This is a genomic window from Alteromonas infernus (assembly GCF_902705815.1).
In genome coordinates, this window is record NZ_CACSIG010000033.1 from 51,983 (window position 1) to 75,379 (window position 23,397).

General features: G+C 44.5%; 29 protein-coding genes and 1 pseudogene. 1 reads left to right on the forward strand and 29 read right to left on the reverse strand.

The features are described from left to right. Positions 1 to 4: 4 nt before the first annotated feature. The 5 genes and pseudogenes from ACX5J7_RS09070 to ACX5J7_RS09090 all read right to left on the reverse strand — a co-directional run bounded on the left by ACX5J7_RS09070 (position 5) and on the right by ACX5J7_RS09090 (position 7,042). Positions 5 to 2,287, reverse strand: a complete 2,283-nt coding sequence (locus ACX5J7_RS09070; protein WP_498706912.1) for a glycosyltransferase family 2 protein — start codon at positions 2,285 to 2,287, stop codon at positions 5 to 7. 210 nt (positions 2,288 to 2,497) lie between these two features. Then, on the reverse strand, positions 2,498 to 3,904 hold the full coding sequence (locus ACX5J7_RS09075) for a mannose-1-phosphate guanylyltransferase/mannose-6-phosphate isomerase (protein WP_202941813.1): 1,407 nt from the start codon (positions 3,902 to 3,904) through the stop codon (positions 2,498 to 2,500). A 178-nt stretch (positions 3,905 to 4,082) separates the two neighbouring features. Beyond that, positions 4,083 to 5,547 (reverse strand): annotated as a pseudogene (locus ACX5J7_RS09080) (phosphohexomutase domain-containing protein). 144 nt (positions 5,548 to 5,691) lie between these two features. After that, positions 5,692 to 5,907, reverse strand: coding sequence for a flagellin (locus ACX5J7_RS09085; RefSeq protein WP_498706915.1), 216 nt, complete (start codon positions 5,905 to 5,907; stop codon positions 5,692 to 5,694). Then, positions 5,873 to 7,042 (reverse strand): flagellin N-terminal helical domain-containing protein, encoded by a 1,170-nt coding sequence (locus ACX5J7_RS09090; RefSeq protein WP_498706917.1) that lies wholly within the window; start codon positions 7,040 to 7,042, stop codon positions 5,873 to 5,875. Before ACX5J7_RS09090 ends, ACX5J7_RS09085 begins: the two co-directional genes overlap by 35 nt. A 30-nt stretch (positions 7,043 to 7,072) precedes the next feature. On the opposite strand from ACX5J7_RS09090, the gene ACX5J7_RS09095 reads away from it, so the two are divergent. Further along, entirely contained in the window at positions 7,073 to 7,204 is a 132-nt protein-coding gene (locus ACX5J7_RS09095) for a hypothetical protein (protein ID WP_269745892.1), read from the forward strand. 130 nt (positions 7,205 to 7,334) lie between these two features. On the opposite strand, the gene ACX5J7_RS09100 is transcribed toward ACX5J7_RS09095, so the two are convergent. The 24 genes from ACX5J7_RS09100 to ACX5J7_RS09215 form a co-directional block, all read right to left on the reverse strand. Then, on the reverse strand, positions 7,335 to 7,598 hold the full coding sequence (locus tag ACX5J7_RS09100; RefSeq protein WP_014980432.1) for a Txe/YoeB family addiction module toxin: 264 nt from the start codon (positions 7,596 to 7,598) through the stop codon (positions 7,335 to 7,337). Then, entirely contained in the window at positions 7,595 to 7,837 is a 243-nt protein-coding gene (locus tag ACX5J7_RS09105) for a type II toxin-antitoxin system Phd/YefM family antitoxin (RefSeq protein ID WP_014980433.1), read from the reverse strand. The genes ACX5J7_RS09100 and ACX5J7_RS09105 overlap by 4 nt, the downstream gene beginning before the upstream one ends. A gap of 173 nt (positions 7,838 to 8,010) precedes the next feature. Beyond that, positions 8,011 to 8,412, reverse strand: coding sequence for a 50S ribosomal protein L17 (rplQ, locus tag ACX5J7_RS09110; RefSeq protein WP_012519212.1), 402 nt, complete (start codon positions 8,410 to 8,412; stop codon positions 8,011 to 8,013). Between the two features lie 41 nt (positions 8,413 to 8,453). Then, positions 8,454 to 9,443 (reverse strand): DNA-directed RNA polymerase subunit alpha, encoded by a 990-nt coding sequence (locus ACX5J7_RS09115; protein WP_039217818.1) that lies wholly within the window; start codon positions 9,441 to 9,443, stop codon positions 8,454 to 8,456. Between the two features lie 19 nt (positions 9,444 to 9,462). Next, a complete protein-coding gene (gene rpsD / locus ACX5J7_RS09120; protein ID WP_012519214.1) occupies positions 9,463 to 10,083 on the reverse strand; it encodes a 30S ribosomal protein S4 in 621 nt (206 codons plus the stop codon). Positions 10,084 to 10,107: 24 nt separating this feature from the next. After that, a complete protein-coding gene (rpsK, locus tag ACX5J7_RS09125; protein WP_012519215.1) occupies positions 10,108 to 10,500 on the reverse strand; it encodes a 30S ribosomal protein S11 in 393 nt (130 codons plus the stop codon). 14 nt (positions 10,501 to 10,514) lie between these two features. Beyond that, the gene (gene rpsM, locus ACX5J7_RS09130; RefSeq protein WP_012519216.1) at positions 10,515 to 10,871 is read right to left on the reverse strand and encodes a 30S ribosomal protein S13; all 357 of its coding nucleotides are present in this window, start codon (positions 10,869 to 10,871) and stop codon (positions 10,515 to 10,517) included. A 175-nt stretch (positions 10,872 to 11,046) separates the two neighbouring features. Further along, on the reverse strand, positions 11,047 to 11,163 hold the full coding sequence (gene rpmJ, locus ACX5J7_RS09135; RefSeq protein WP_012519217.1) for a 50S ribosomal protein L36: 117 nt from the start codon (positions 11,161 to 11,163) through the stop codon (positions 11,047 to 11,049). A 38-nt stretch (positions 11,164 to 11,201) separates the two neighbouring features. After that, the gene (gene secY, locus ACX5J7_RS09140) at positions 11,202 to 12,521 is read right to left on the reverse strand and encodes a preprotein translocase subunit SecY (RefSeq protein WP_014977524.1); all 1,320 of its coding nucleotides are present in this window, start codon (positions 12,519 to 12,521) and stop codon (positions 11,202 to 11,204) included. 5 nt (positions 12,522 to 12,526) lie between these two features. Beyond that, positions 12,527 to 12,961, reverse strand: a complete 435-nt coding sequence (gene rplO, locus ACX5J7_RS09145; protein ID WP_012519219.1) for a 50S ribosomal protein L15 — start codon at positions 12,959 to 12,961, stop codon at positions 12,527 to 12,529. Positions 12,962 to 12,964: 3 nt separating this feature from the next. Beyond that, the gene (gene rpmD / locus ACX5J7_RS09150; RefSeq protein ID WP_012519220.1) at positions 12,965 to 13,144 is read right to left on the reverse strand and encodes a 50S ribosomal protein L30; all 180 of its coding nucleotides are present in this window, start codon (positions 13,142 to 13,144) and stop codon (positions 12,965 to 12,967) included. Positions 13,145 to 13,150: 6 nt separating this feature from the next. Further along, positions 13,151 to 13,651 carry a 30S ribosomal protein S5 gene (rpsE, locus tag ACX5J7_RS09155; RefSeq protein ID WP_012519221.1) on the reverse strand — a complete coding sequence of 167 codons (501 nt, stop codon included), beginning with the start codon at positions 13,649 to 13,651 and terminating at the stop codon, positions 13,151 to 13,153. A gap of 9 nt (positions 13,652 to 13,660) precedes the next feature. Further along, positions 13,661 to 14,014, reverse strand: a complete 354-nt coding sequence (gene rplR / locus ACX5J7_RS09160; protein WP_014950908.1) for a 50S ribosomal protein L18 — start codon at positions 14,012 to 14,014, stop codon at positions 13,661 to 13,663. Between the two features lie 12 nt (positions 14,015 to 14,026). Further along, positions 14,027 to 14,560 (reverse strand): 50S ribosomal protein L6, encoded by a 534-nt coding sequence (gene rplF, locus ACX5J7_RS09165; protein ID WP_012519223.1) that lies wholly within the window; start codon positions 14,558 to 14,560, stop codon positions 14,027 to 14,029. A gap of 13 nt (positions 14,561 to 14,573) precedes the next feature. After that, positions 14,574 to 14,966 (reverse strand): 30S ribosomal protein S8, encoded by a 393-nt coding sequence (rpsH, locus tag ACX5J7_RS09170; RefSeq protein WP_012519224.1) that lies wholly within the window; start codon positions 14,964 to 14,966, stop codon positions 14,574 to 14,576. Positions 14,967 to 14,979: 13 nt separating this feature from the next. After that, a complete protein-coding gene (gene rpsN, locus ACX5J7_RS09175) occupies positions 14,980 to 15,285 on the reverse strand; it encodes a 30S ribosomal protein S14 (RefSeq protein WP_012519225.1) in 306 nt (101 codons plus the stop codon). A 12-nt stretch (positions 15,286 to 15,297) separates the two neighbouring features. Next, positions 15,298 to 15,837, reverse strand: a complete 540-nt coding sequence (gene rplE / locus ACX5J7_RS09180; protein ID WP_012519226.1) for a 50S ribosomal protein L5 — start codon at positions 15,835 to 15,837, stop codon at positions 15,298 to 15,300. A 17-nt stretch (positions 15,838 to 15,854) separates the two neighbouring features. Continuing rightward, complete coding sequence (rplX, locus tag ACX5J7_RS09185; RefSeq protein ID WP_012519227.1) at positions 15,855 to 16,169, reverse strand: 50S ribosomal protein L24; 315 nt, start codon at positions 16,167 to 16,169, stop codon at positions 15,855 to 15,857. A gap of 12 nt (positions 16,170 to 16,181) precedes the next feature. Then, entirely contained in the window at positions 16,182 to 16,550 is a 369-nt protein-coding gene (gene rplN, locus ACX5J7_RS09190; RefSeq protein ID WP_012519228.1) for a 50S ribosomal protein L14, read from the reverse strand. Positions 16,551 to 17,069: 519 nt separating this feature from the next. Continuing rightward, on the reverse strand, positions 17,070 to 17,276 hold the full coding sequence (locus ACX5J7_RS09195) for a hypothetical protein (RefSeq protein ID WP_012517740.1): 207 nt from the start codon (positions 17,274 to 17,276) through the stop codon (positions 17,070 to 17,072). Between the two features lie 319 nt (positions 17,277 to 17,595). Further along, positions 17,596 to 19,281 carry an ATP-binding protein gene (locus ACX5J7_RS09200; RefSeq protein ID WP_498706928.1) on the reverse strand — a complete coding sequence of 562 codons (1,686 nt, stop codon included), beginning with the start codon at positions 19,279 to 19,281 and terminating at the stop codon, positions 17,596 to 17,598. Then, the gene (locus ACX5J7_RS09205; protein ID WP_498706930.1) at positions 19,244 to 19,705 is read right to left on the reverse strand and encodes a GAF domain-containing protein; all 462 of its coding nucleotides are present in this window, start codon (positions 19,703 to 19,705) and stop codon (positions 19,244 to 19,246) included. Before ACX5J7_RS09205 ends, ACX5J7_RS09200 begins: the two co-directional genes overlap by 38 nt. A 131-nt stretch (positions 19,706 to 19,836) precedes the next feature. Beyond that, positions 19,837 to 21,231, reverse strand: coding sequence for a DUF4397 domain-containing protein (locus ACX5J7_RS09210; RefSeq protein WP_024017079.1), 1,395 nt, complete (start codon positions 21,229 to 21,231; stop codon positions 19,837 to 19,839). A 279-nt stretch (positions 21,232 to 21,510) separates the two neighbouring features. Continuing rightward, positions 21,511 to 23,178, reverse strand: coding sequence for a S8 family serine peptidase (locus tag ACX5J7_RS09215; protein WP_024017080.1), 1,668 nt, complete (start codon positions 23,176 to 23,178; stop codon positions 21,511 to 21,513). Positions 23,179 to 23,397 lie beyond the last annotated feature (219 nt).

The window sequence follows — 23,397 nt, forward strand, 5'->3', positions numbered from 1 at the left end:
GTGCCTAACGTAGCGAAAAGTTTTCATGTGTATTGGACAAATTAGGGTTATAAGCGGTGTCATTGCACAGTAGTTTTTTCCACTTATCCTTCATATACTCGCTTTCTTTATTAAATCGCGCCACTTTCTCTGGCGTATCTTCTTCACCGCGGCTTATTGACTCATGATGGTAAAGTTCAGCCCACGGGGTAAATAGGTTTCTATAGCCTGCACTATGTACCTTCAGGCAAAAATCTACATCATTAAAAGCTACTGTTAGATCTTGTTCGTTTAACCCGCCTACTTCTTCAAATACAGACTTTCGAACTAATAAGCATGCAGCTGTAACCGCAGACATATTTTGAACAAGATGCAAACGGGTGAAATACCCCGGTTCGCTCTTATGAAAATATTTGTGAGAATGACCGGCAACCCCTCCAATACCTAGTATTACGCCAGCGTGTTGGATTGTATCATTAGGGTAGTAAAGCTTAGCACCTACACAGCCGATTTCAGGCCTAAGGGCATGCGACACCATTTCTGTTAACCAGCCCTCATTAATAACTTCAATATCATTGTTTATTAAGCCAACTACTTCCCCATTGGCTTGCGAGACTGCAAAGTTGTTAATAGCAGAATAGTTAAATGGCTTATCCCATTTTAAAACTCTGAAATTAGCTTTAGCATTGGTGTACTCACTGAAGAGGCCCAATGTTTTATCACAGGTCGTTTGGTTATCCACAACAATAATTTCGAAGTTTTTGTATGACGTCTTGTCATAAATAGACTCTAAACACTGCTTTAAAATGTCATAACCATCTCTTGTCGGAATGACCAAGCTAACGAGCGGTTGCTCATCTGGCAGCGCCCAGTTCACTTTATATGTGTTTGGGTACTTGCCTTTGTCAACTGAGGCATTTTGACCTGATTGCTCTAGGAAAAACTTTATTGCTTCAATTCCCGCATCGGTCGTGTATGACTTAGCTGAAGCATTCGAGGCTGTAGAGTTCTCAATAACACGCCAGTGATAAAGAATGAAAGGTAGATGAACAACTTCATCATGCTTAAGGCCAGCAGTTGCCCGCAAAAGTAAGTCGTGGTCTTGCGAACCTTCAACGCCTACCCTAAAGCCGCCTATCTTTTTAAGCACACTTGTTTTGTAAACTACCGGGTGACATATGTAGTTTTGGCTTAATAGTAAATCAGGGTTCCAATCAGGCTTGAAGTGTGGCTGATGGCGATTGCCCTGTTCGTCTATTTTATCTTCGTCCCCATATAGCACTTTCGCGTTTGCGTTATCAGTTACAGCTTTCGCAAAGAAGGATAACGTGTGAGCTGGCAACGTATCGTCATGGTCTAGCAGTAAAACGTAGTCGCTAGACACCATGCTTAAAGCGGCGTTACTTGATTTGGATATATGCCCGTTTTCGCTCAACAGATTCAACTTTATGTTGGCGTGCTTTTGTGCGTACGACTTCAATGTGCTGATAGTATCGGCGTTGGTCGACGCATCATCGGCAATACATAGTTCCCAATTTTTGTGAGTTTGCTGCAGAACAGAATCGATACACTCTTTTAAATAAATAGGGTCAGTATTGTAAGTAGGAAGGATAATAGAAAATTTCACTTCTAACTGTTCTGGGGTGAAGGTTTGCTGCATTTTCTGTAACGCGCGCGGCTCGTCAAACTCTACCCAAAACGGATAGCTTTTTTCCATGACTCCTGTGGTAAAAGTCTTGTTATATTCTTCGTATACTGTCTCTATTAACTTTCCACCGTTAAGCTTGCGGTTTGTATCAAGATATTCTTCTACATCATCGACATGACTGAGCAGCTTATATAGCCTTTGCTTCATGTGTCGCATGGCAATGAAAGATGGCACTTTCGAAATCATGAAAGTGTCCAGAGTAAACTCAGTTTCTGCTTCACAAGGGTCAAACCGAAGGATAGCATTATTACTTTCTAGGTAGAAAAGGCGGTTTACAAATTTAGTACTATGCCACGGTACGTCAACGGTGGTCAGCTCACCTTTTTGTAAATTTGAATATAACTTGGCAACGTGTGACTGATGGTTTTTCTCTGTCATCTTTACGCGCAGAAGATACCACCCTTTTTTAAAGTTTCGTGAAGGTATTCGGCGGGCAGGATGAATAATAAACTGTGGGTCATCACCGGTTGTCACCCAGCTTGAGCCATTACTTTCAGAGGTGGCTTCAGTCAACTGGTGGTGAGGGACTATGATTAACTTTTTGGCTAGCCGATACGCTAACCGTTTTAGATTAGATGGCTTTAGTACTTTTGATAACAAAATGCGTAAACACCCTATTCCTATGCAATGCTAAACTGCTTTCCTTAATATTGCATGGTTCAGCTACTGAGCATGCAAACCAGCTATTGCCGCTAATAATAACCTATTTCAAATAGTGGCAACACAGGATATTCGTCATTTTAGCTTCTAGAGAGAGCCTTGGATAAGAAAAAAGCACCTTACGGTGCTTTTTTGAAATCTTATTCTAAATTATTTGGCAACCCGCCCATATCTATCAGAAAAACGCACAATATCGTCTTCACCTAGATATGCGCCTGACTGCACTTCGATAAGCTCTAGTGGAATCTTTCCTGGGTTTTCTAGTGCATGAACGGCGCCGATTGGAATGTAAACCGACTCGTTTTCTGTAACTAGCTGTGTTTCTTCATCAATAGTTACGTTTGCACTACCCGATACCACAATCCAGTGTTCGGCGCGATGATGGTGCATTTGAACCGATAGTTTTTCACCTGGCTTAACCGTAATGCGTTTTACTTGGAAGCGCGCGCCGCTATCGATAGAGTCATAACTCCCCCATGGGCGGAATACTTCACGGTGGAACTCAAACTCTGGGCGGTGTTCTGCTTTAAGCTTGTTCACTACCGTTTTAATGCTTTGCGCATCGTTCTTGTGTGCCACCATAACGGCATCTTTGGTTTCTACTACGATAACGTCCTCTAGCCCAATTACAGATACCAGGCGCTGCTCAGCATTTACGTAACTGTTCTTTGTGTTTTCTAGGATAGTATCGCCTACAGTAGCGTTGCCGTTTTCATCCTTCTCTGCAGTTTCCCACAGTGAAGACCAGCTACCTACATCGCTCCAACCTGCGTCTAGTGGAACCATAGCTGCGCTATCCGTTTTTTCCATTACTGCATAGTCGATTGAATCGTCGGGGCAAGTCGCAAAAATATCATGGTCAACACGGATAAAATCTAAGTCTGGTGTTTCTGTGTCGATAGCACGCTTACACACGTCTAGCATTTCAGGGTTATGTTTTTCTAGTTCTTCCAAATAACGGCTTGCTTTAAACATAAACATGCCGCTATTCCAGTAGTAGCTGCCAGAATCTACATACTCTTTTGCAGTTTCTAAAGCAGGCTTTTCTACAAACTGTGCTACTTCAAAACCATCGCCTGCTTGCTCACCAGCTTTAATATAGCCATACCCAGTATGCGGCTGGTCAGGAACAATACCGAAAGTAACAAGTTTACCCTGCTCTGCAAGCTTTTCGGCTTTAGCAATAGCAGTGTGAAATGCTTGCTCATCTTTAATAAGGTGGTCAGCGGCCAATACAAGAAGAACAGGGTCTTCGCCATTAATTGTGGCGTGTAGCGCTGCTAAAGCGATTGCCGGTGCCGTATTGCGTCCAACAGGTTCAAGAAGAATACCACCATGTTGGATATCTTTTTGACGAAGCTGTTCAGCTACTAGGAAGCGGTGTGCATCATTACAAATGAATATTGGGTTTTGAGCTGGTGTGCCTTTTAAGCGAGTTATTGTGTCTTGCAGCATGGTGCTGTCTGATGTGAGAGACAGAAACTGCTTTGGAAGTGCCGCACGAGACTTTGGCCATAAGCGACTGCCTGAGCCGCCAGCTAATACTACTGGTTTCATTTGAAATATCCTTGATGTGTGGGTGCTGTTCCCACGTCCTAATAGTTTTATATTAAGCGAATAGTATACAAAGGTTTATATTGCGATTAAATGGCAAAAACTAGGAAGAAATAAAAATAGGGCCAAGTTCCGCACTTTTGCCCTATTTTTATCGTATATTTTAGCGTTAGGCAGCTACTTACTCAGCACGTATGAGGGCTAACACCTCTTTAGTTTTTTCTTCCATTAATGAAATATCGCCCTTACTTTCGACATTAAGACGAATTACTGGCTCAGTATTCGATTTACGTAGATTAAAGCGCCAACTTTCAAACTCTAGGCCTAGACCATCAGTAGTATCAACAAGGTTAGCTAGGGGTTGATATTTTTTAGTCACACGGTCCAGCGCTGCGTCAGCGTCTTTAAGTTTACTGTTTATCTCGCCTGAAGAAGGAAAGGCTTTTATTCGCTCTTTCACCATGCTGGCTAGAGTTTGCTGTTTCACGCACACAAGTTCTGCAATCAATAGCCATGGGATCATCCCTGAATCGCAGTAGGCAAAGTCGCGAAAGTAATGATGTGCACTCATTTCGCCGCCGTATACAGCATCTTCCTTGCGCATTCTTTCTTTAATGAATGCATGGCCAGTTTTAGACTTAATTGGCGTGCCGCCAGCGTTTGCCACAATGTCTTCTGTGTTCCAGTATACGCGAGGGTCGTAAATGATTTTTTTTGCTATCTTTATTCTTTTCAATAAACGCCTCAGCAAGAAGGCCAACTATGTAATACCCCTCTATAAATTCGCCGTCGGCATCGAATAGAAAGCAGCGGTCGAAATCGCCATCCCAAGCTATACCAAAATCGGCACCTGAGGCTTTTACTGCATCGGCAGTGTCGGCACGGTTTTCTGGTAACAGCGGATTAGGAATACCATTTGGGAAGGTGCCATCTGCGTTGTGGTGAACTTTAACAAATTCTATAGGCACGTTTTGTCTGTGCATCTCATGCTCAATGGCATCGAGGGCTGGACCAGCCGCACCATTACCTGCGTTAACCACAATTTTCAGGGGGGTAAAGTTATTAAACTCAACGTAAGAAAGCATGTGATCAACATACTCTTTCATGCACGATTGTTTGAGGTACTGGTCAGTTTCTTCTAGCTTTTCTAGCTGTACGTGCGCTTGGCCGTTGAAAAAAGCATCTGTATCTATAACCGCCCCCGAAGTATAATGAGATAGACGACCTGAAACGAACTCATCGCTTAATGCCTCGGCTCGAACTTTAATCGCCTTTAAACCTGTATCACCACTTATAGGCACAGAACCGGCTTTTACAAGCTTCATACCATTGTAGTTTATTGGATTATGACTTGCGGTAACTTCTATACCACCGTCGACACCAAGATGTTTAGTTGCAAAATATATTTCTTCAGTACCAGCCATTCCAATGTCAGTCACTTTAGCACCGGCATCAATCAAACCAGCGCTTAGCGCTAGCTTTAAGGGTGTAGAGGTTAAACGAACGTCACTGCCAACCACTACCGTTTTTGCACTCAATTCTGCAGCAAACGCGTAGCCAATTCTGTATGCTACTTCTTCATTAAGTTGCGTGTTCAGTTCACCTCGAATGTCATAGGCCTTAAAGCACGTAATCTGGCTTCCCATCTCTCGTATTTTCCTTGGTTTTTGATTGTGGATAGATTTACAAAGCTTTTAACGCGTTTTTACGTTGAAAAGCATACATTGATTCTACTATAAATCCCGAGTGTAAAGTATATAACGCCTGCTCTGTCGAAATGAATTGCGCTTCTAACTTTCACCAATAGACCCCAACAAACCCAAAACCTGCTCATCACTAGATTTAGCCTGTGCCCTAACTGATATACTCGCTTGTTCCACAATTTGCGCCTGTGTCGATTTAGCAGTTTCTTCTGCAAAGTCCGTATCAAGGATTTGAGAACGGGCTGCGATTAAACCTTCGTGCATACGGTCATTGAGTTTTAGCGCCGACTCCATCTGATTCATTTTTTGCGCCATAGAAAGCGCGGCTCTCGCTTACATACGCTAGTGCGTCGTCAATTTGCTGTAATGCCGCCTCTGCATTCTCAAAGGTAAGCACATCGCTTTCTACCATGTCTAAATCTGAAAGACCGGCTGGCGTTTTTGCAAGGTTAATATAGTCCGTACCTTCGCTTAGCGCGTTCGTGGCGGTAATGTCGACTGGGCCGGCTTCAAAGCTGTTTCCACCGCTTCCGGGTGCGCCTAACGTATCCCAATCTACCGTTGCATCAAATACGCCCTTCCCCACTACTGAAATAATGAGCGGTTCGTTTGTATTATCGATGGTTAAGGTTTCGGTTGTTACGCCTGGGTGCTGATCGCCCGAAAACGTGAATGTTGTTCCGTTAATTGTGCCTGTGCCATTCGTAATTAACGAGCTACCGTCGTAGCTTGCCGTTGGTGTATACCCTTCTTGGGTTAAGAACAACAAGCTTTTAATATCGCTAGGCGAATTAACACTGTTAGTATCCCATACATCGTCTGATAGCGGTGTACCCACTAAATGTTTACCGCTAGTGGTAAATACCTGAAGGTCATCGTCTAAAGAAAAGCTGTCAATATTAATAGAAATGTTAGTTGATCCTGCAGGGATATAAGCCACAGAGCGTAGACCGCTATTTAGACGTGTTGGCGTGCCCTTTACAAAGGTATCGCCTATTGATGATACGTTATCAGACAATAAGTCGTTATCGCCTAGCAGTGGTAATCGATTAAACGCTTCTGTGTTGTAGGCAATGCCATTAAGGGCATTTTTCAATTGTTGAAATTCTTTATCTAGTGCGCGTCTATCTGCATCTGTGTTGATGCCGTTTTGAGACTGCATAGCTAATTGCCGCATACGCTGCAATATATCGGCAGATTCTTGCAGTCCGCCTTCCGCTATTTGCGCATAACTAATACCGTCATTTAAGTTACGGCGAAGCTGATCTTTCGCCAGTGACTCCGACGTTAATCTATTTGATATCTGTAAACCTGCACTGTCATCTGCAGCACTATTTATTCTAAGCCCTGAACTTAGCCTTTCATACGCGGTAGAGAGCGTTTTACTAAACACAGGATTTGAAGATAGCGACTGTGTAAATGATGAAACGGTTAACATAAACTTCCTTGCTATGAAAAACTGAGAGACATGAATTGCGAAAACGTTATTGCAGATGACGTTCTAGATGCCCAATTTGCTTATTCTCAGCAAACACCAGACAGCAAACAAGACTTAGCAAACAACATGCCAAGGTTATCATTAGTAATGGAAAGGAGTTAATTTCAATAATTTTTAAGATTTCATAGTACTGTTATTCTCAATCAGAAACATAAGTCCGCGTGTCTGAATGAGAATACTTCGGGCATGTCACTAAACCAACGCGCTGTATAGCAGTAAAGACATGGGACGACTACTCGTAATGTGTCCACATGCGTAAAACTTTTATCGTCTGGATATTTTCAAGGACTTGATAAACTAATCTATGTTGGATGTTAATTCGTCTCGAGTACGCACCTTCTAAGTCGCCAACGAGCTTTTCATAGGGGGGAGGTATTGGGTAAGGGTTAGTTGCTATTATCTTTAGAAGTGTTTTTGCTTTTCTTTTTAAATCACTACTTGCTAGTTTTTGTGCGTCTTTCTGTGCTTGTTTCGCATAAACGACTTTCCATGTCACCAATCTAACTCCTCTGCACAATCGCCTATTTCTTCTTCCATTCCTGCTTTAATAGACTCGCGCATTCCTGGCACTGATAATAAGTACAAGGTTTCTTGAATTGCATTCCAGTCACTTTCAGAAAGTAGTACTGCGTTATTTCGCTTACTAGTAATTAAAACGGGTTCGTGAGATTCAGCCGTTTCATCTATTACTCGATACAAGTTAGCCCTTGCCTCGGTTGCTGATAATGTACTCATAACATTTCCTCCAAAGAACCTTTAACGTACGTCAAAGCGTACAGGTAAGTCAAGTTTTTTACTAGTGAGTATTAATGGAATCAGAGTTGCGACTCTGACCCCATTATTCTTTGAGCACAAAAAAAAGGGGCCTGAGTTTTCACTCAGGCCCCTTTTTCTAATCGAGTATTAATTTACTCTTCAGTTGCTTCTACTGCTTCTTCTTCAGCTTCTACAACTGGACGGTCAACTAGCTCAACATATGCCATTGGGGCATTGTCGCCAGCACGGAAACCGCATTTAAGAATGCGAGTGTAACCGCCTGGGCGAGCTTCGTAACGAGGACCAAGCTCGTTGAATAGTTTACCTACAACCTCTTTGTCACCAGTGCGGGCAAAAGCTAGACGGCGGTTTGCAACGCTGTCTTCTTTAGCCATAGTGATTAGAGGCTCGATTACGCGACGTAATTCTTTCGCTTTTGGTAACGTAGTTTTGATCACTTCGTGCTTGACCAAAGAACCGGCCATGTTTTTGAACATAGCTTGACGATGGCTGCTGTTGCGATTCAACTGACGACCACTCTTACGATGGCGCATAGTTTTATCCTTCTCTACAAATCAGTTTGATAAAAACCTGATTAATCTTTTTCAGCGATGCTCTCTGGCGGCCAGTTTTCTAGGCGCATACCTAGAGAAAGACCACGAGATGCTAGAACATCTTTGATTTCAGTTAGCGATTTCTTACCAAGGTTTGGCGTTTTAAGTAGCTCAACCTCAGTGCGCTGTACCAGGTCACCAATGTACTGGATAGCTTCTGCTTTCAAACAGTTTGCAGAACGTACTGTTAGCTCTAGGTCATCTACTGGGCGAAGCAGAATCGGATCGAATTCTGGCTTCTCTTCTTTCGCTTCTGGCTCAGATACATCACGTAGGTCTACGAATGCATCTAGCTGTTCAGCTAGGATAGTAGCAGAACGGCGGATCGCTTCTTCAGGATCCAAAGTACCGTTCGTCTCCATGTCGATGATTAGTTTGTCTAGGTCTGTGCGTTGTTCAACACGTGCAGACTCTACACTGTAAGCAATACGTTCAACTGGGCTGTATGAAGCGTCTACTAACAAACGACCAATTGGACGATCATCTTCTTCAGAGGAGCGACGGGTAGAAGCTGGTACATAACCACGGCCCATTTCTACTTTGATGCGCATGCTGATTTCAGCTTCACCAGTCAAAGTACAAATAACATGCTCAGGGTTTGCAATTTCTACGTCGCCATCATGCTGAATATCACCAGCAACAACAGGGCCAGCGCCAGATTTCACTAGAGTTAGGGTTGCCTCAGTTTTACCTTCAAGGCGAACCGCTAAACCTTTAAGATTTAGCAAGATTTCGATAACGTCTTCTTGTACACCTTCTTTGGTGCTGTACTCGTGAAGAACGCCATCAATTTCTACCTCGGTAACTGCACATCCTGGCATAGATGACAGTAAAATACGACGTAGGGCGTTACCTAGAGTGTGGCCAAAGCCGCGCTCTAGTGGTTCCAAAGTTACTTTGGCACGAGTAGGAGAAACGTTTTCGATCTCAACTAATCTCGGTTTTAGGAATTCAGTCACAGAACCCACAATGCTTCCTCTTTAGTTAGCTTTACTTAGAGTAAAGTTCGACGATCAACTGTTCGTTAATTTCCGCAGACAGGTCAGTTCTTTCAGGAACGCGCTTGAAAGTGCCTTCCATTTTGCTGCTGTCTACTTCAATCCAGGTTGGCTTCTCACGTTGGTCAGCCAGTTCCAAAGCAGCCACGATACGCGCTTGCTTCTTAGCTTTTTCACGAACAGAAACCACGTCTTCGGCAGAAACGTTAAACGATGGGATGTTCACAACTTGACCATTTACCATGATCGCCTTGTGGCTAACTAGCTGACGTGCTTCAGCACGCGTGCTAGCGAAACCCATACGGTAAACTACGTTATCAAGACGCTGTTCTAAAAGCTGTAGCAAGTTTTCACCTGTGTTACCTTTTAGACGTGCAGCTTCTTTATAGTAGTTGCGGAATTGCTTTTCCAGAACGCCGTACATACGACGAACTTTTTGTTTTTCACGCAGCTGAACACCGTAGTCAGACAGACGGCCACGACGGGCACCGTGCTGACCAGGCGCTGTATCGATTTTACATTTAGAATCGATTGCGCGAACGCCGCTTTTTAGGAACAGGTCTGTTCCTTCGCGACGGCTAAGTTTGAGTTTTGGACCCAAATATCTTGCCATGATCTTTCTCCAACTGTCCGTCGATTAAACGCGACGTTTTTTCGGTGGACGACAACCGTTGTGAGGAATAGGGGTCACATCGGTAATGTTTGTGATCTTATAACCTGTAGCGTTAAGAGCACGGATCGCAGACTCACGGCCTGGACCTGGACCTTTAACGAATACTTCAAGGTTCTTAAGACCGTATTCTTGTGCAGCAACACCTGCACGCTCAGCAGCTACCTGTGCAGCAAATGGGGTAGATTTACGTGAACCACGGAAACCTGAACCACCAGATGTCGCCCATGCTAGTGCATTGCCTGAACGGTCTGTAATAGTCACAATTGTGTTGTTGAAAGACGCATGGATATGAGCCATACCGTCTGCAACCTGACGTTTAGCGCGCTTACGCGTGCTACGAGCTGGTGCTTTAGCCATAACTTACTCCCCGTTTACTTCTTAATTGGCTTACGAGGACCTTTACGGGTACGCGCATTAGTTTTAGTGCGCTGACCACGTAGAGGCAAGCTACGACGGTGGCGAATACCACGGAAGCAACCCAGGTCCATCAAACGTTTGATGCTCATAGAGACTTCACGGCGTAGGTCACCTTCAACGGTGAATTTAGCCACTTCGTCACGAAGCTTATCAATAGTAGCTTCGTCTAGCTCTTTGATTTTTGTATTTTCTGCAACACCAGCACCCGCACAAATGCTTTTCGCACGTGTGGGACCAACGCCATAGATCGCTTGGATAGCGATTACAGCATGCTTGTGCTCAGGAATGTTAATGCCAGCGATACGGGCCATTAACAGCACTCCTCTTGTTTATTTGTCGACGACCTAAAAAGCCCGATAGGATACTTACCCGTCGACTAAATTGCAAATTAAGGTTCAAAATACTTTAAAACAAAACTAGCAGAACCAGACAAGTACTATCTAGGTTCTGCTTACTTAGCTTTGCGAATATCTTGTTCCGCTTAGATTAGCCCTGACGCTGCTTATGCTTTGGGTCAGAACTGCAAATTACACGCACAACACCGTTGCGCTTGATAACTTTACAGTTACGGCAAATCTTTTTTACTGATGCACGAACTTTCATTACATCTTTCCCCTTTCTATCAATATTAAGGGGCTAACTTATCGGCCGTAGCCTTTAAGGTTAGCTTTCTTCAGCACAGACTCATATTGACTAGACATCAAATGTGTCTGTACTTGTGCCATAAAGTCCATGATAACTACTACGATAATGAGAAGCGACGTACCACCGAAGTAGAACGGCACATTCCAAGCAATTAGCATGAATTCAGGCACTAAACAAATAAAGGTTATGTACAGTGCGCCAGCCAGTGTAAGGCGAGTCATTACCTTGTCAATGTATCGTGACGTTTGCTCACCCGGGCGGATGCCTGGGATGAACGCGCCAGACTTCTTCAAGTTATCTGCTGTATCACGCGGGTTGAAAACCAACGCCGTGTAGAAGAAGCAGAAGAAGATAATCGCAGCTGCGTATAACATCACGTACAGCGGTTGACCAGGAGATAGCATAAGCGCTACATCTTGCAACCACGCTGTTGATTCATTCTGTCCAAACCATCCTGCGATGGTACCCGGGAACAGAATAATGCTAGAAGCAAAGATTGGTGGAATTACACCAGCAATGTTGACTTTTAGCGGTAAATGGGTGCTTTGCGCAGCAAAAACCTGACGGCCTTGCTGACGTTTTGCGTAGTTTACCACAATTCTGCGCTGTCCGCGCTCTACAAATACAACTAGGTATGTAAGAGCGATAACAATCACGCCAATCAACAGTAGGAACAACAAGTTAATGTCGCCCTGCCTTGCTTGTTCCGCAGTCTGACCTATCGCTGTTGGCAGACCGGCAACAATACCAGCAAAAATCAATATAGAGATACCGTTACCAATACCTCGTTCGGTAATTTGCTCACCCAACCACATAAGGAACATAGTTCCTGTGACTAGGCTCACTACTGCCGTAAAGTAGAATCCGAAGCCAGGGTTTATCACCAATCCATTAATCAGGTTAGGCAAACCAGTCGAAATTCCAATTGATTGGAAGATAGCCAACACAAGCGTTAGATAACGCGTGTACTGACTAATTTTACGACGGCCTGCTTCGCCTTCTTTTTTAAGCTCCACCATCGGTGGGTGAACCACCGAGAGCAACTGCATGATAATGGATGCAGTAATGTATGGCATAATGCCCAAAGCCAGAACGGATGCACGCTCAAGCGCACCACCAGAGAACATGTTAAACATTTCTACAATGGTGCCTTTTTGTTGCTCGAACAAGTCAGCAAGTACCGCTGGATCGATGCCAGGGATAGGAACATAAGAACCTAGTCTGAATACAACAATCGCACCAAGTACGAACAACAATCTTGCCTTAAGCTCACTCAAGCCGCTTTTAGCGCCTGAATCCAATCCTGGTTTAGCCATCTAGCTTATTCCTCTACTTTACCGCCAGCAGCTTCAATCGCTTCTTTAGCGCCTTTAGTAACCTTCAACCCGCTTACTGTAACAGCGCGTGATACTTCACCGCTCTTAACAACTTTAACGAACTGGATTTCTTTCTTAACAAGTCCAGCTGCTTTTAAAGTCTCAAGAGACGCAGTGTCACCATCAACCTTCGCGATTTCCGCAAGTGTTACTTGATCAGTAACAAAGCTCTTGCGTGAAGTGAAACCGAACTTAGGAAGACGACGCTGGATAGGCATCTGACCACCTTCGAATCCTGGCTTAACACGGCCACCTGAACGGCTTTTTTGACCTTTGTGACCTACGCCACCTGTTTTACCAAGACCTGAGCCGATACCACGACCAGAACGCTTACCAGTAGGCTTTGAACCTTCGGCTGGAGAAATTGTATTTAAACGCATGTCTTACTCCTCCACTATCTCAACCATGTAATGTACACGGTTGATCATGCCACGAACGGCTGGGGTATCTTCCAGTTCACGAACATGGTTGATTTTACGAAGGCCTAAACCTTTAAGCGTAGCTTTGTGCTTTGGCAAGCGGCCAATCGCACTTTTAGTTTGCTTTACTTTAATCGTTGCCATGTCTGATTACCCCAAAATTTCTTCTACAGACAATCCACGCTTCGCAGCAACTTTCGCCGGGCTGTTCATTTCTGTCAGCGCGTTGATTGTTGCACGTACAACGTTGATTGGGTTTGTAGAGCCGTAACATTTTGAAAGTACGTTTTGTACACCAGCTACTTCAAGTACTGCACGCATCGCACCACCGGCAATAATACCGGTACCTTCAGATGCTGGCTGCATGTAAACTTTAGAGCCAGAGTGACGACCTTTAATCGGGTGCTGTAACGTGTGACCGTTAAGGTCTACGTCAACCATGTTGCGACGTGCCTTTTCCATTGCTTTTTGGATTGCAGCAGGTACTTCACGTGCCTTACCGTAACCAAAACCAACGCGACCGTTACCGTCACCCACTACTGTCAATGCAGTGAAACTAAAGATTCGACCACCTTTAACCACTTTAGAAACGCGGTTTACAGCGATCAATTTCTCTAGAAATTCACCATTTTGAACGTCTTGTTTAGCCATTATAAACTCCTAGAACTGAAGACCAGCTTCGCGAGCTGCATCAGCTAATGCTTTAACGCGACCGTGGTATTGGAAACCACTGCGATCGAAAGCCACTGTTTTAATGCCTTTCTCAAGCGCGCGCTCTGCGATTGCTTTACCGACTACCGTCGCTGCTTCAGCGTTACCTGTAGACTTAAGATCTTTTGCAAGATCTTTCTCAACAGTTGAAGCCGCTGCCAACACTTCAGAACCGCATGGTGCGATTAGCTGAGCGTAGATGTGGCGAGGTGTACGGTTTACTACCAAGCGATGCGCGGCCAGTTCACGAATTTTTGCTCGTGCGCGAGTTGCGCGACGAATGCGAGCTGTTTTCTTATCCATCGTATCACCCACCTACTTTTTCTTAGCTTCTTTACGACGTACGTTTTCGTCAGCATAACGTACACCTTTGCCTTTGTAAGGCTCTGGTGGACGGTAACCGCGAATGTTCGCCGCAACCTGACCAACCACCTGCTTATCGGCGCCTTTCACGACGATTTCAGTTTGGCTAGGAGTTTCAACCGTAATGCCTTCAGGCATTTCGTATACTACAGGATGAGAGAAACCTAGCGTAAGGTTAAGTTTGCTACCTTGTGCTTGTGCACGGTAACCAACACCTAGAAGCGTAAGTTTTTTCTCGAAACCTTGTGAAACACCTTGAACCATTGCATTTAGGATAGAGCGAACAGTACCAGCCTGTGCCCAGCTATCAGCAAAACCTTCACGTGGAAGTGCTTTAAGTTGGTTCTCTTCCTGTGCAACTTCTACAGCGTCGTTAAATACGCGGGTCAAAGTGCCTTTACTACCTTTTACAGTAACTTCTTGACCAGAGATAGAAACTTCTACACCTGATACAACGTCTACTGGGGCTTTTGCTATACGTGACATTTCAACTCCTCCGTTATGCTACATAACCGATGATCTCACCGCCCATGCCAGCGTTACGCGCTGCACGGTCAGTCATCACACCTTTAGAAGTCGACACGATAGCTACGCCTAAACCACCCATAACCTTTGGAAGCTCATCTTTTTTCTTATAGATGCGCAGACCAGGACGGCTTACACGTTCGATAGTGTCAATTACTTGCTTGCCTTCGAAGTACTTAAGCGTAACTTCTAAAACAGGCTTAACGTCACCAGAAGCAGCGAAGTCAGTGATATAACCTTCTGCTTTCAATACTTCACAAATTGCAACGCGAAGTTTTGAAGAAGGCATAGTCACAGAAACTTTCTGTGCCATCTGGCCGTTACGGATGCGGGTAAACATATCCGCGATAGGATCTTGCATGCTCATTATCAGCTACTCCTTACCAGCTGGCTTTCTTAAGGCCAGGGACTTCACCGCGCATCGCTGCTTCGCGAAGCTTAATACGGCTAAGACCGAATTTGCGTAGGTAACCATGTGGACGACCAGTTACACGGCAACGGTTACGTTGACGTGAAGAACTAGAGTCACGTGGCAGTTGTTGTAGCTTCAGAACAGCGTCCCAACGCTCTTCTTCAGAAACGTTAACATCGCTGATAATCGCTTTAAGTGCGGCGCGCTTCTCAGCGTACTTAGCTACTAGCTTAGTACGCTTAGCTTCGCGTGCCTTCATTGATTCTTTTGCCATAACCCTACACCCCTACTTTTTGAATGGGAAGTTAAACGCGTCCAGCAGAGCACGTGCTTCGTCATTAGTATTCGCACTGGTAGTGATAGTAATATCCATACCGCGAACCTTATCCACTTTATCGAAATCGATTTCAGGGAAAATGATTTGCTCACGCACGCCCATGCTGTAGTTACCACGTCCGTCGAATGATTTAGGATTCAAACCACGGAAATCGCGAACACGTGGAATAGCGATTGAAATCAAACGCTCAAGGAATTCCCACATACGCTCGCCGCGTAGGGTTACTTTACAGCCAATCGGATAACCTTCACGGATTTTAAAACCCGCTACTGATTTTCTTGCAACTGTGACTACAGGCTTCTGACCGGCGATAGCCGTCATGTCAGCTTGAGCATTCTCAAGTACCTTTTTGTCAGCAACTGCTTCACCTAAACCCATGTTTAGAGTGATTTTTTCAATCCGAGGGACTTGCATGACGCTTTTGTATCCGAACTGCTTAGCAAGTTCAGCTACTACTGTTTCTTTATAGAAATCATGCAGTTTCGCCATCGTACTCTCCAATATAATTAAACAAGTTCGCCGTTAGACTTGAAGAAACGTACTTTCTTCTCATCTTCGAAACGGAAACCAACGCGATCTGCTTTGCCCGTTGCCGGGTTAACAATCGCAACATTAGAAACGTGAATAGAAGCTTCTTTCTCAACAATGCCACCAGCTACGCCCAGTTGTGGGTTTGGCTTAGTGTGCTTCTTGACGAGATTAACGCCTTCTACAATTACACGGTTATCAGCAATAAGCACGCGAAGAACTTTGCCTTGCTTGCCTTTGTCTTTACCCGCTAATACGACTACTTCATCATCACGACGAATTTTATTAGCCATTATCGTGACTCCTTATAGTACCTCTGGGGCCAATGAGATGATTTTCATGAAGTTTTCACTTCTCAACTCACGGGTAACCGGGCCAAAGATACGCGTACCAATTGGTTGCTTGTTAGCATTAAGCATAACAGCCGCGTTACCGTCAAAACGGATGGTAGAACCATCTGCACGACGAACGCCTTTTCTAGTACGCACCACCACTGCGTTCAGTACGTCACCTTTTTTAACTTTACCGCGAGGAATTGCTTCCTTAACAGTAACTTTGATGATGTCACCGATACCTGCATAACGGCGATGCGAGCCACCAAGAACCTTAATACACTGAACCCTGCGAGCGCCGCTGTTGTCTGCAACGTCCAGGTTAGTTTGCATTTGGATCATGTTAGTGCTCCGCTCTTAAATTAAGACTCTCCCGAGTCGTTAGTGCTGCTAAAAACAACTGGATATCGTTGCTTTTATGTACATACCCCCATAAAAAGGGCGCGAAATAATAACAGAAAACTTTGGGAAGTGATAGCGGTAAATTGAATTATTTTTAAACTATGTGAGCAATATCGAGTAGGGTGAGGCTTGCGCCTCATCCCTCTCACAGAACCGTACGTACGGGCCTCGTATACGGCTCCTGCATACTTCATATCACTTGCTAAGTGACACAATGCTAATTTGCAATCTAGTATCGTGCGCCCTATGGACATCGTTCATTTTCTAACATTGTGGTAACTTTCATTGCAGGGTTTGGCGTTCTAGCACTGAGGCAATCTACCAAATTTGACTACAATTACTTCCCATATACGGCCTGTCTCACCAGACATCACTATTCCTAGCGCACCGATTCGACTTGTCCCGCTGATCAGGCGGCTTGTGTATCAATGATAAAAAAACTCACAACTCATCAGAGTCTTAAAGTCTGCTTCCCCCCTTCGCAATCCATTTAAGCTTTTGGCTAAAATGGATCCTATCAAACACAATGCTGATAGTCGGCTTGGTTTTACCCTCCACACCATTACTGGCTTTCATCGGCCTAGCCTTACTCACTACTACGGGTTCATCTGCCACCTCACACTCGCAACATTCTTGGATCACTCCTTGAACGATACGTCCAACCATTTGATTGGATCCAATGCCTCCCTGTTAGAAATTCCACCCTCAAACACAAAACAGGTCTGACTGAGTATCGGGCTTCGCGCTATTTTGCACGCTTACCCACCTGCCTTGCCGAATCAGGTTCACTTTCGTTGTGTACCTCTAACTTCCTATGGCTTCCTTCAGACCCTATCGTTGGCCAACAGCGCCCTTGCCATTCGGATTATCTTCCCCTCAGTCAGGGTGATTCAGGTTTCTTTCAACCTGACGGGTTTGCCAGCTTCGCTGGGCAAACAAAAAAGCCCCGACTAAAAGCCGGGGCTGATAACCACGTCATAGGTTATCAAGCAGGATCTTTTAATACGGTTGTACGGCCTTGTAATTGCTTACTCAAATGCCTGAAAACGCACTCTTTCAACCGACTTACACCAACAGGCTTAGATATGAAGTCATTCATACCACTTTTCAAGCATTTTTCTTTATCGCCGGTTAATACATTTGCGGTTAAAGCAATTATCGGCACGTCTTTAGTTTGTTCACCCAAAGCACGAATTTTTTGTGTCGCTTCTAGCCCGCCCATCACCGGCATATGGCAGTCCATAAAAATCACTGCGTAGGGCGTTTTCTCGGCCAGTGAACGTTTTACTTTATCCACTGCCTCTACACCATTAACTGCGATCTCACTGGGCAGCCCCACTTCCCTAAGCTGTTCTTTAATAACCAGCTGATTGATTTCGTTATCTTCCACAACTAGGGCTTTTAACGTGCTTAATTCTTGTCGTGTAGGCGTATACGAGTAATCATGCCCACATGCTTTTTCAGCAATAGCACCTGCATTCGCGTCATCAAGCGTTAATGTCACTGTAAACCGCGCACCAATGCCAATATTACTCGACACCTCTATTTTTCCGCCGTAATGCTCAACAATTTGCTTAACGATAGTGAGCCCTAAGCCTGTACCGCCGTAGCGTCTTTGCATAGAGCTTTCAGCTTGCATAAAGGGGGAAAAGATAATTTTTTGTTGCTGCTCGCTAATGCCAATGCCTGAATCTGTCACAATTAACTTAACTCGGTATCGACCTTTTCCATAACGGGTGCATTTGGTATCGACGGTAATTTTGCCTTCCTTGGTAAACTTTATCGCATTATTGAGCAAGTTGATTAGAATCTGACCTATACGCAGTTTGTCTGCAATAAAGGTTTTATTATTGAGCGCAGTAGTACTGATAATGAGTTCAAGGCCTTTTTCTTTCGCCAATCGCGAAAACATAGGAACCTGCTCTTCAATCACCTCCGCTAAATTAGTAGGTGCTTCTTCAAATGAAATATTTCCTGAATCTATTTTAGAGAAGTCCAATATGTCGTTAACAATACCTAGAAGCGCATCAGCGCTTTGCATGGCAATAGACGCAAGCTCGTGTTGCTTAGAGTTCAACGATGAGCCCAACAAGGCTTCCAGCATCCCCTGCACACCGTGAATGGGCGTTCTTATTTCATGGCTCATATTAGCTAAAAATTCACTACGAGCCTTTAAGGCGCTTTCCGCCATATTGGTTTTGTGCTGCAACTCTGCTTTATCTAGATGCATTTGCGTGACATCAAGGGTGGCACCTATTACTTTAACGCAGCGCCCCCCTTCAAATACCGGATGAGCTCGACTCTCTAACCAGCGGGTTTCGCCAGTGTCTGTGCGCACCTCTAATTCGTACGCAAAGTCTTCGCCAGACTTCATCATTTCTGTGAATTGCTCTAAGTAAGTCTTGCGCTGTGTATCGTCTACAATGAATTTGGTGATATCTTCGGGCTTCAGAATTTTATCACCATGAACGTGCAGCATACGTCTTAGCGCGCCAGACCAGGTTATCGCCCGTGTTTCTACATTAAGTTCCCACGTGCCAACGCCCGCTAGGTTCGCTACTTGATTGAGTAATGAGTTTCGCTCTGTCAGCACCGCTTTTTGTGCATTAAGATTATTGAGAGCCTGCTGCCTTTCAAGTTCGTTTCCAACCCATGATGCAAGCAACAGCAAATAGTCTAGCTCTAAATTGGAAAAAAGGTTCTTCCCTTGGGTCAAGCGAAGAGAAGTTAACCGTGCCGAAAAACGCACCAGAAACATAAATAGGCGACGCCAAATAACTTTTAAGCGTGTATTTTTCGAAACAAGGGTGGGAAGCACCCGGCGAGACATCAATATTATGATAAGCAATGAATGAATTCGATTTTACAACATCAGCACAGTAGGTTTCAGTTAAGCTGAAAAGGGAATCTAGCTGAATGTCGTTTTCTGGTGTTACCACGCTAAGCACGCTGTATTGTTCGCCGCGTATATTACTTACAATCCCTGTTCCTAACCCGAGAATATTTGTGCCTATGCGCAACAAGCTCTCGAGTTTTTTATCTAACGACAATGAGTGGTCATTAGATATAGTTTGTAGTTCTTTTATGATACTCATGAGGAATCAAGCCCTCCCGGACTGCAATAAAAAAGGCCAGTGCATTAACACTGACCTTTTAAATTTACGAAAGATTTCTATAGATGAAAGTTTTCGCCCTTATCAATTAGTATAATAAATAAACTAAACTATTAATAAAGCACGTTAATTTCATATCCCGTAGGCGTATCTGCTGGCTCTACGGTTACGATGTAGTTCTCTTCTTCGGTAAAACCGAACAGTGCTGTTCTATCAAGTAACACTTGCTCTTCATTATCGTCTTCGTAAACCGCAATCACTTCATAATAGTCAGAGGGAAGCACTTCACTTGTGCTCTCGGCGAACTCGAGGTTTTGCACATCGTATTCAGCCGTATCTATGGTTTCGTCGTTTCTCACTAAATAAAAATCGACGTCATCAAAATCGCTCACAAGGTTGATAAAGTTTACGGTTTTATCGTACGCCTGAGGTAAGCCACTTTCCACGAAGGTTGCCGCCCCTAATACATTGTTAGTATTGTAAATTAGCACCGCTTTACTTTCGCCTTGATTAAGGGTGATAAGTTTATTGCTTAGCGCACTTACTGTGCCTGACGGGTCAGTAACCGTTACGCGGTAGTCACCATAGCGAATAGCGCTGAACTCCGATAACTCGCCTGCGGCAAGGGTAAAGCTTACGTCTTCTTCATCGGTATTACCGCCAAAGGTAACGCTAAGCTCGGCATCTAGGTTGGTTGAGTTATAAATACGATACTGCGAATCGGCCTCAACATCTGTAAGTGCAGTAACGGTAGAAGAGTTAAGAATAGTGTCTACCACTAACCCTTCTTGAATTGCACCACTTACATCGCGAAGGCTCATTACGTATTCGGTTTCGTATACAAAGTCTAGGGTTTGCGATTCAAAGACAACCTCGTCGCTACCTGGCTCTGTAAGATAAATGGTGTACTCGCCTTCATCGAAATAGTCGCTGTCATCGTCTGCATCCCAGTAGTTTAACTCGGCCATATCGCCTGTTGTTACTGTGCCTAAGAAGTTGGCTGCTTCAAAAGGGTCGCCCGACTCACTCATATAAAAATCATAAGATGAGTCATCCACCGCAACTGAAAGCGCAAATAGTCGGAAGTGATCTTCCATTGTTTCGCGCTCATACGAGTAAACGTTGAACGTAGGTGCATTAAAGTCACCGCTCATCACCACAATGGTTTTGTGGCCTACTTCGAGGTCTACGGTAATCTCATCAATATACACTTCTTGATCATCAGAGTCGGTGCGTATGAATTCTAGTTCTAACTCACCATCATCCATTGAAAACATAGACGTTGTATCACCAAACTGGGCCGAGCCGAAGCTATCGCCATCAACTTCACGCATTTCTACGTTAGCACCATTTGGCGAGGCATTGTAAAACTGAATGTAAGCGTAGGAGTAATCTGAACTGCTGCTGTCAGAGCCACCACATGCGGTGAGCCCAAGCAGTGCTACAAGTCCTATTGCTACTGCGCGGAACCCAGTCCCACTAAGCAAAGATTGAGAGGTCAATTGCATAAATTGAATGTCCTTAGAAATTGTTCTTTTGTTGGATAAACGCCTGCGTTTAAGCAAATAGGCACACGTTGGGAGTGCTTTACAGGGCACGCACAATACAATGATATGGCTAAGTTAGAAGGGGTTAGTTCGGGGCTTTACACTATCTTTGCAAAGCTGACCATCTTTATCAAAGCTTTACAATTTGATGCATAAAAAGGTTGTATTCGTAATTTAGACGGGGCGAAAAAAACGCCTGCATAAGCAGGCTTTAACTGTGTCTTAGGGAGACGGGATTACTTACTCATATGAGTATGATAGTGTCACACCGCTGTATGACGAATAAGCGCGAATACCAATGTGCCATGTGCCTGACGCTGGCGCGTCGAATGTACATACTTCGCTGTTGCCATTTTGATAAGGACGACAATCATAGCTATTCGTTTCTGGCTGTGAGCCAAACTTCACGTATAGATCGGCATCGCCTGAACCACCAGAGGTACGAATAGTCATCTGCGTTACACCTTCAGGAATCGTCCAAGTGTAGCGGTCCCAGTTTCTGCGCGTACCTGAAAGGCCGGTTAGCTGACCTGATACTGGTTCTACGCCAGGCTCAGAACCGCCACCGCCAGTACCGCCACCCGAACAACCGTTGGTATTTAGATAGTTATACGCATCGGCTAGCTGCATTAAGCCATAACCATAAAAATTATCGCGGCCTGCACTGCCCTTATCTTCAGCCGTTGCGTTTAGTGCGCTACGAATCTGGTTGTTAGAACACTGAGGGAAGTAGCTCCATACTAACGCTGCACCACCTGCTACGTGAGGCGTTGCCATTGATGTACCGCTTAAAGATGCATAGGTGTTAGTAGGGTAAGTCGACTGGACCGCACTGCCCGGTGCCGCAATTTCCACCTGATCGTTATATTGGCTGTAGCTTGCACGATTTTCGTTTAAGTCTACTGCCGCAACTGACATTACTGCATCATATGAAGCAGGGTATGATTTTGCGCTATTGCCGTCGTTACCCGCCGCAGCCACTAGCAACATGCCTGCATCTGTGAAGCTCTGCATTGCATTTCGCTCGGTAGTTGACGAACTGCCGCCACCTAAGCTCATGTTAACAACGTTCGAGCCGGCATCCTGACATTGGGTGATAGCATCGATAAGGTCAGATGCGTAAGTCCATTGGCCATTGTCGTTAAAGATTTTAACGATATGCATATCCACGCCAGGATACACACCAACTACACCTTCGTTATTATCGTATGCTGCAATGGTGCCCGCTACGTGTGTGCCGTGACCATTACCATCGTTGTACCAGTTGCCTACGGCACTATTATTGGCTTGACCGGTAACCCCGTCGTTTGTGCCCGGAAGGTCTGGGTGACCTAAATTATAGCCAGTATCGATAATACATACTTTGCGTGCCGTGGTATCTGACTGGCCGAACTGGTTTGCCTGTACCATGGTGTAGCCGTAAGGCGTAGTTTGCGCCATAGGCTTACGACGTACGTCAACCTCAATACTTTCTACGTTAGGATTGTTGCGAAGTTTGTTAAGCGCCGACTTACTCATGGTCGCCGCTACCATTTTGTGCTTTTTTAGCTCTTTCTTAATTGCACCACCTGCTTTTCTTACTTCTGATTTAGCAGACGCGATATCAAAAGGCTTTTTACCTTTTACTTTGGCACTTGAGATTTGACCTTTACCTTTTAATGCACTCACTTCAACCGTTTCACTGGTCATCTCATCTTTGAACTTGATGATGTAACGCTCTTGGTCAGTGGTGACAAGACGATCGACAGTCAATCGCTTACCTAGTGCTTGTTTTAGGGTTTGAGGCTTTTCTTTAACTTTTACCAGACCTTCGCCTGCTGCCATTGCAGAATTACCCATTAAGCCAAGTGATACAGCTAGAGCAGCTGCTGTTAGACATGTGTGTTTCTTATTTAATTTTGAGTTCAAAATTTATTTCCTGTTTTATCTGTCTTATTAACTTCAACACTGTTTTATTCCGTGCTTTGGAAGCTATTTGTTATTAAATGACATACAGGTATAACCATTACCTCATACGAAAAGCTCATCCATGACAACCGACGCAACTGCGTTGCAACGACCTACCCGTTTGTCAGGTATGCAAATAAACGGTATTACCAATTATTTACAGAGCTCATATTAGGCGGC

Coding starts and splice junctions, on each gene's coding strand:
- ACX5J7_RS09075 (WP_202941813.1), bottom strand. CDS start 3,904: ATGAAACCAGTAGTATTAGCTGGCGGCTCAGGCAGTCGCTTATGGCCA.
- ACX5J7_RS09085 (WP_498706915.1), bottom strand. CDS start 5,907: ATGAATCAGATGGAGTCGGCGCTAAAACTCAATGACCGTATGCACGAA.
- ACX5J7_RS09090 (WP_498706917.1), bottom strand. CDS start 7,042: ATGTTAACCGTTTCATCATTTACACAGTCGCTATCTTCAAATCCTGTG.
- ACX5J7_RS09095 (WP_269745892.1), top strand. CDS start 7,073: ATGAATTGCGAAAACGTTATTGCAGATGACGTTCTAGATGCCCAATTT.
- ACX5J7_RS09105 (WP_014980433.1), bottom strand. CDS start 7,837: ATGAGTACATTATCAGCAACCGAGGCAAGGGCTAACTTGTATCGAGTA.
- rplQ (WP_012519212.1), bottom strand. CDS start 8,412: ATGCGCCATCGTAAGAGTGGTCGTCAGTTGAATCGCAACAGCAGCCAT.
- rpsD (WP_012519214.1), bottom strand. CDS start 10,083: ATGGCAAGATATTTGGGTCCAAAACTCAAACTTAGCCGTCGCGAAGGA.
- rpsK (WP_012519215.1), bottom strand. CDS start 10,500: ATGGCTAAAGCACCAGCTCGTAGCACGCGTAAGCGCGCTAAACGTCAG.
- rpsM (WP_012519216.1), bottom strand. CDS start 10,871: ATGGCCCGTATCGCTGGCATTAACATTCCTGAGCACAAGCATGCTGTA.
- rpmJ (WP_012519217.1), bottom strand. CDS start 11,163: ATGAAAGTTCGTGCATCAGTAAAAAAGATTTGCCGTAACTGTAAAGTT.
- secY (WP_014977524.1), bottom strand. CDS start 12,521: ATGGCTAAACCAGGATTGGATTCAGGCGCTAAAAGCGGCTTGAGTGAG.
- rplO (WP_012519219.1), bottom strand. CDS start 12,961: ATGCGTTTAAATACAATTTCTCCAGCCGAAGGTTCAAAGCCTACTGGT.
- rpmD (WP_012519220.1), bottom strand. CDS start 13,144: ATGGCAACGATTAAAGTAAAGCAAACTAAAAGTGCGATTGGCCGCTTG.
- rpsE (WP_012519221.1), bottom strand. CDS start 13,651: ATGGCTAAACAAGACGTTCAAAATGGTGAATTTCTAGAGAAATTGATC.
- rplR (WP_014950908.1), bottom strand. CDS start 14,014: ATGGATAAGAAAACAGCTCGCATTCGTCGCGCAACTCGCGCACGAGCA.
- rplF (WP_012519223.1), bottom strand. CDS start 14,560: ATGTCACGTATAGCAAAAGCCCCAGTAGACGTTGTATCAGGTGTAGAA.
- rpsH (WP_012519224.1), bottom strand. CDS start 14,966: ATGAGCATGCAAGATCCTATCGCGGATATGTTTACCCGCATCCGTAAC.
- rpsN (WP_012519225.1), bottom strand. CDS start 15,285: ATGGCAAAAGAATCAATGAAGGCACGCGAAGCTAAGCGTACTAAGCTA.
- rplE (WP_012519226.1), bottom strand. CDS start 15,837: ATGGCGAAACTGCATGATTTCTATAAAGAAACAGTAGTAGCTGAACTT.
- rplX (WP_012519227.1), bottom strand. CDS start 16,169: ATGGCTAATAAAATTCGTCGTGATGATGAAGTAGTCGTATTAGCGGGT.
- rplN (WP_012519228.1), bottom strand. CDS start 16,550: ATGATCCAAATGCAAACTAACCTGGACGTTGCAGACAACAGCGGCGCT.
- ACX5J7_RS09195 (WP_012517740.1), bottom strand. CDS start 17,276: ATGGTTGGACGTATCGTTCAAGGAGTGATCCAAGAATGTTGCGAGTGT.
- ACX5J7_RS09205 (WP_498706930.1), bottom strand. CDS start 19,705: ATGAGTATCATAAAAGAACTACAAACTATATCTAATGACCACTCATTG.
- ACX5J7_RS09210 (WP_024017079.1), bottom strand. CDS start 21,231: ATGCAATTGACCTCTCAATCTTTGCTTAGTGGGACTGGGTTCCGCGCA.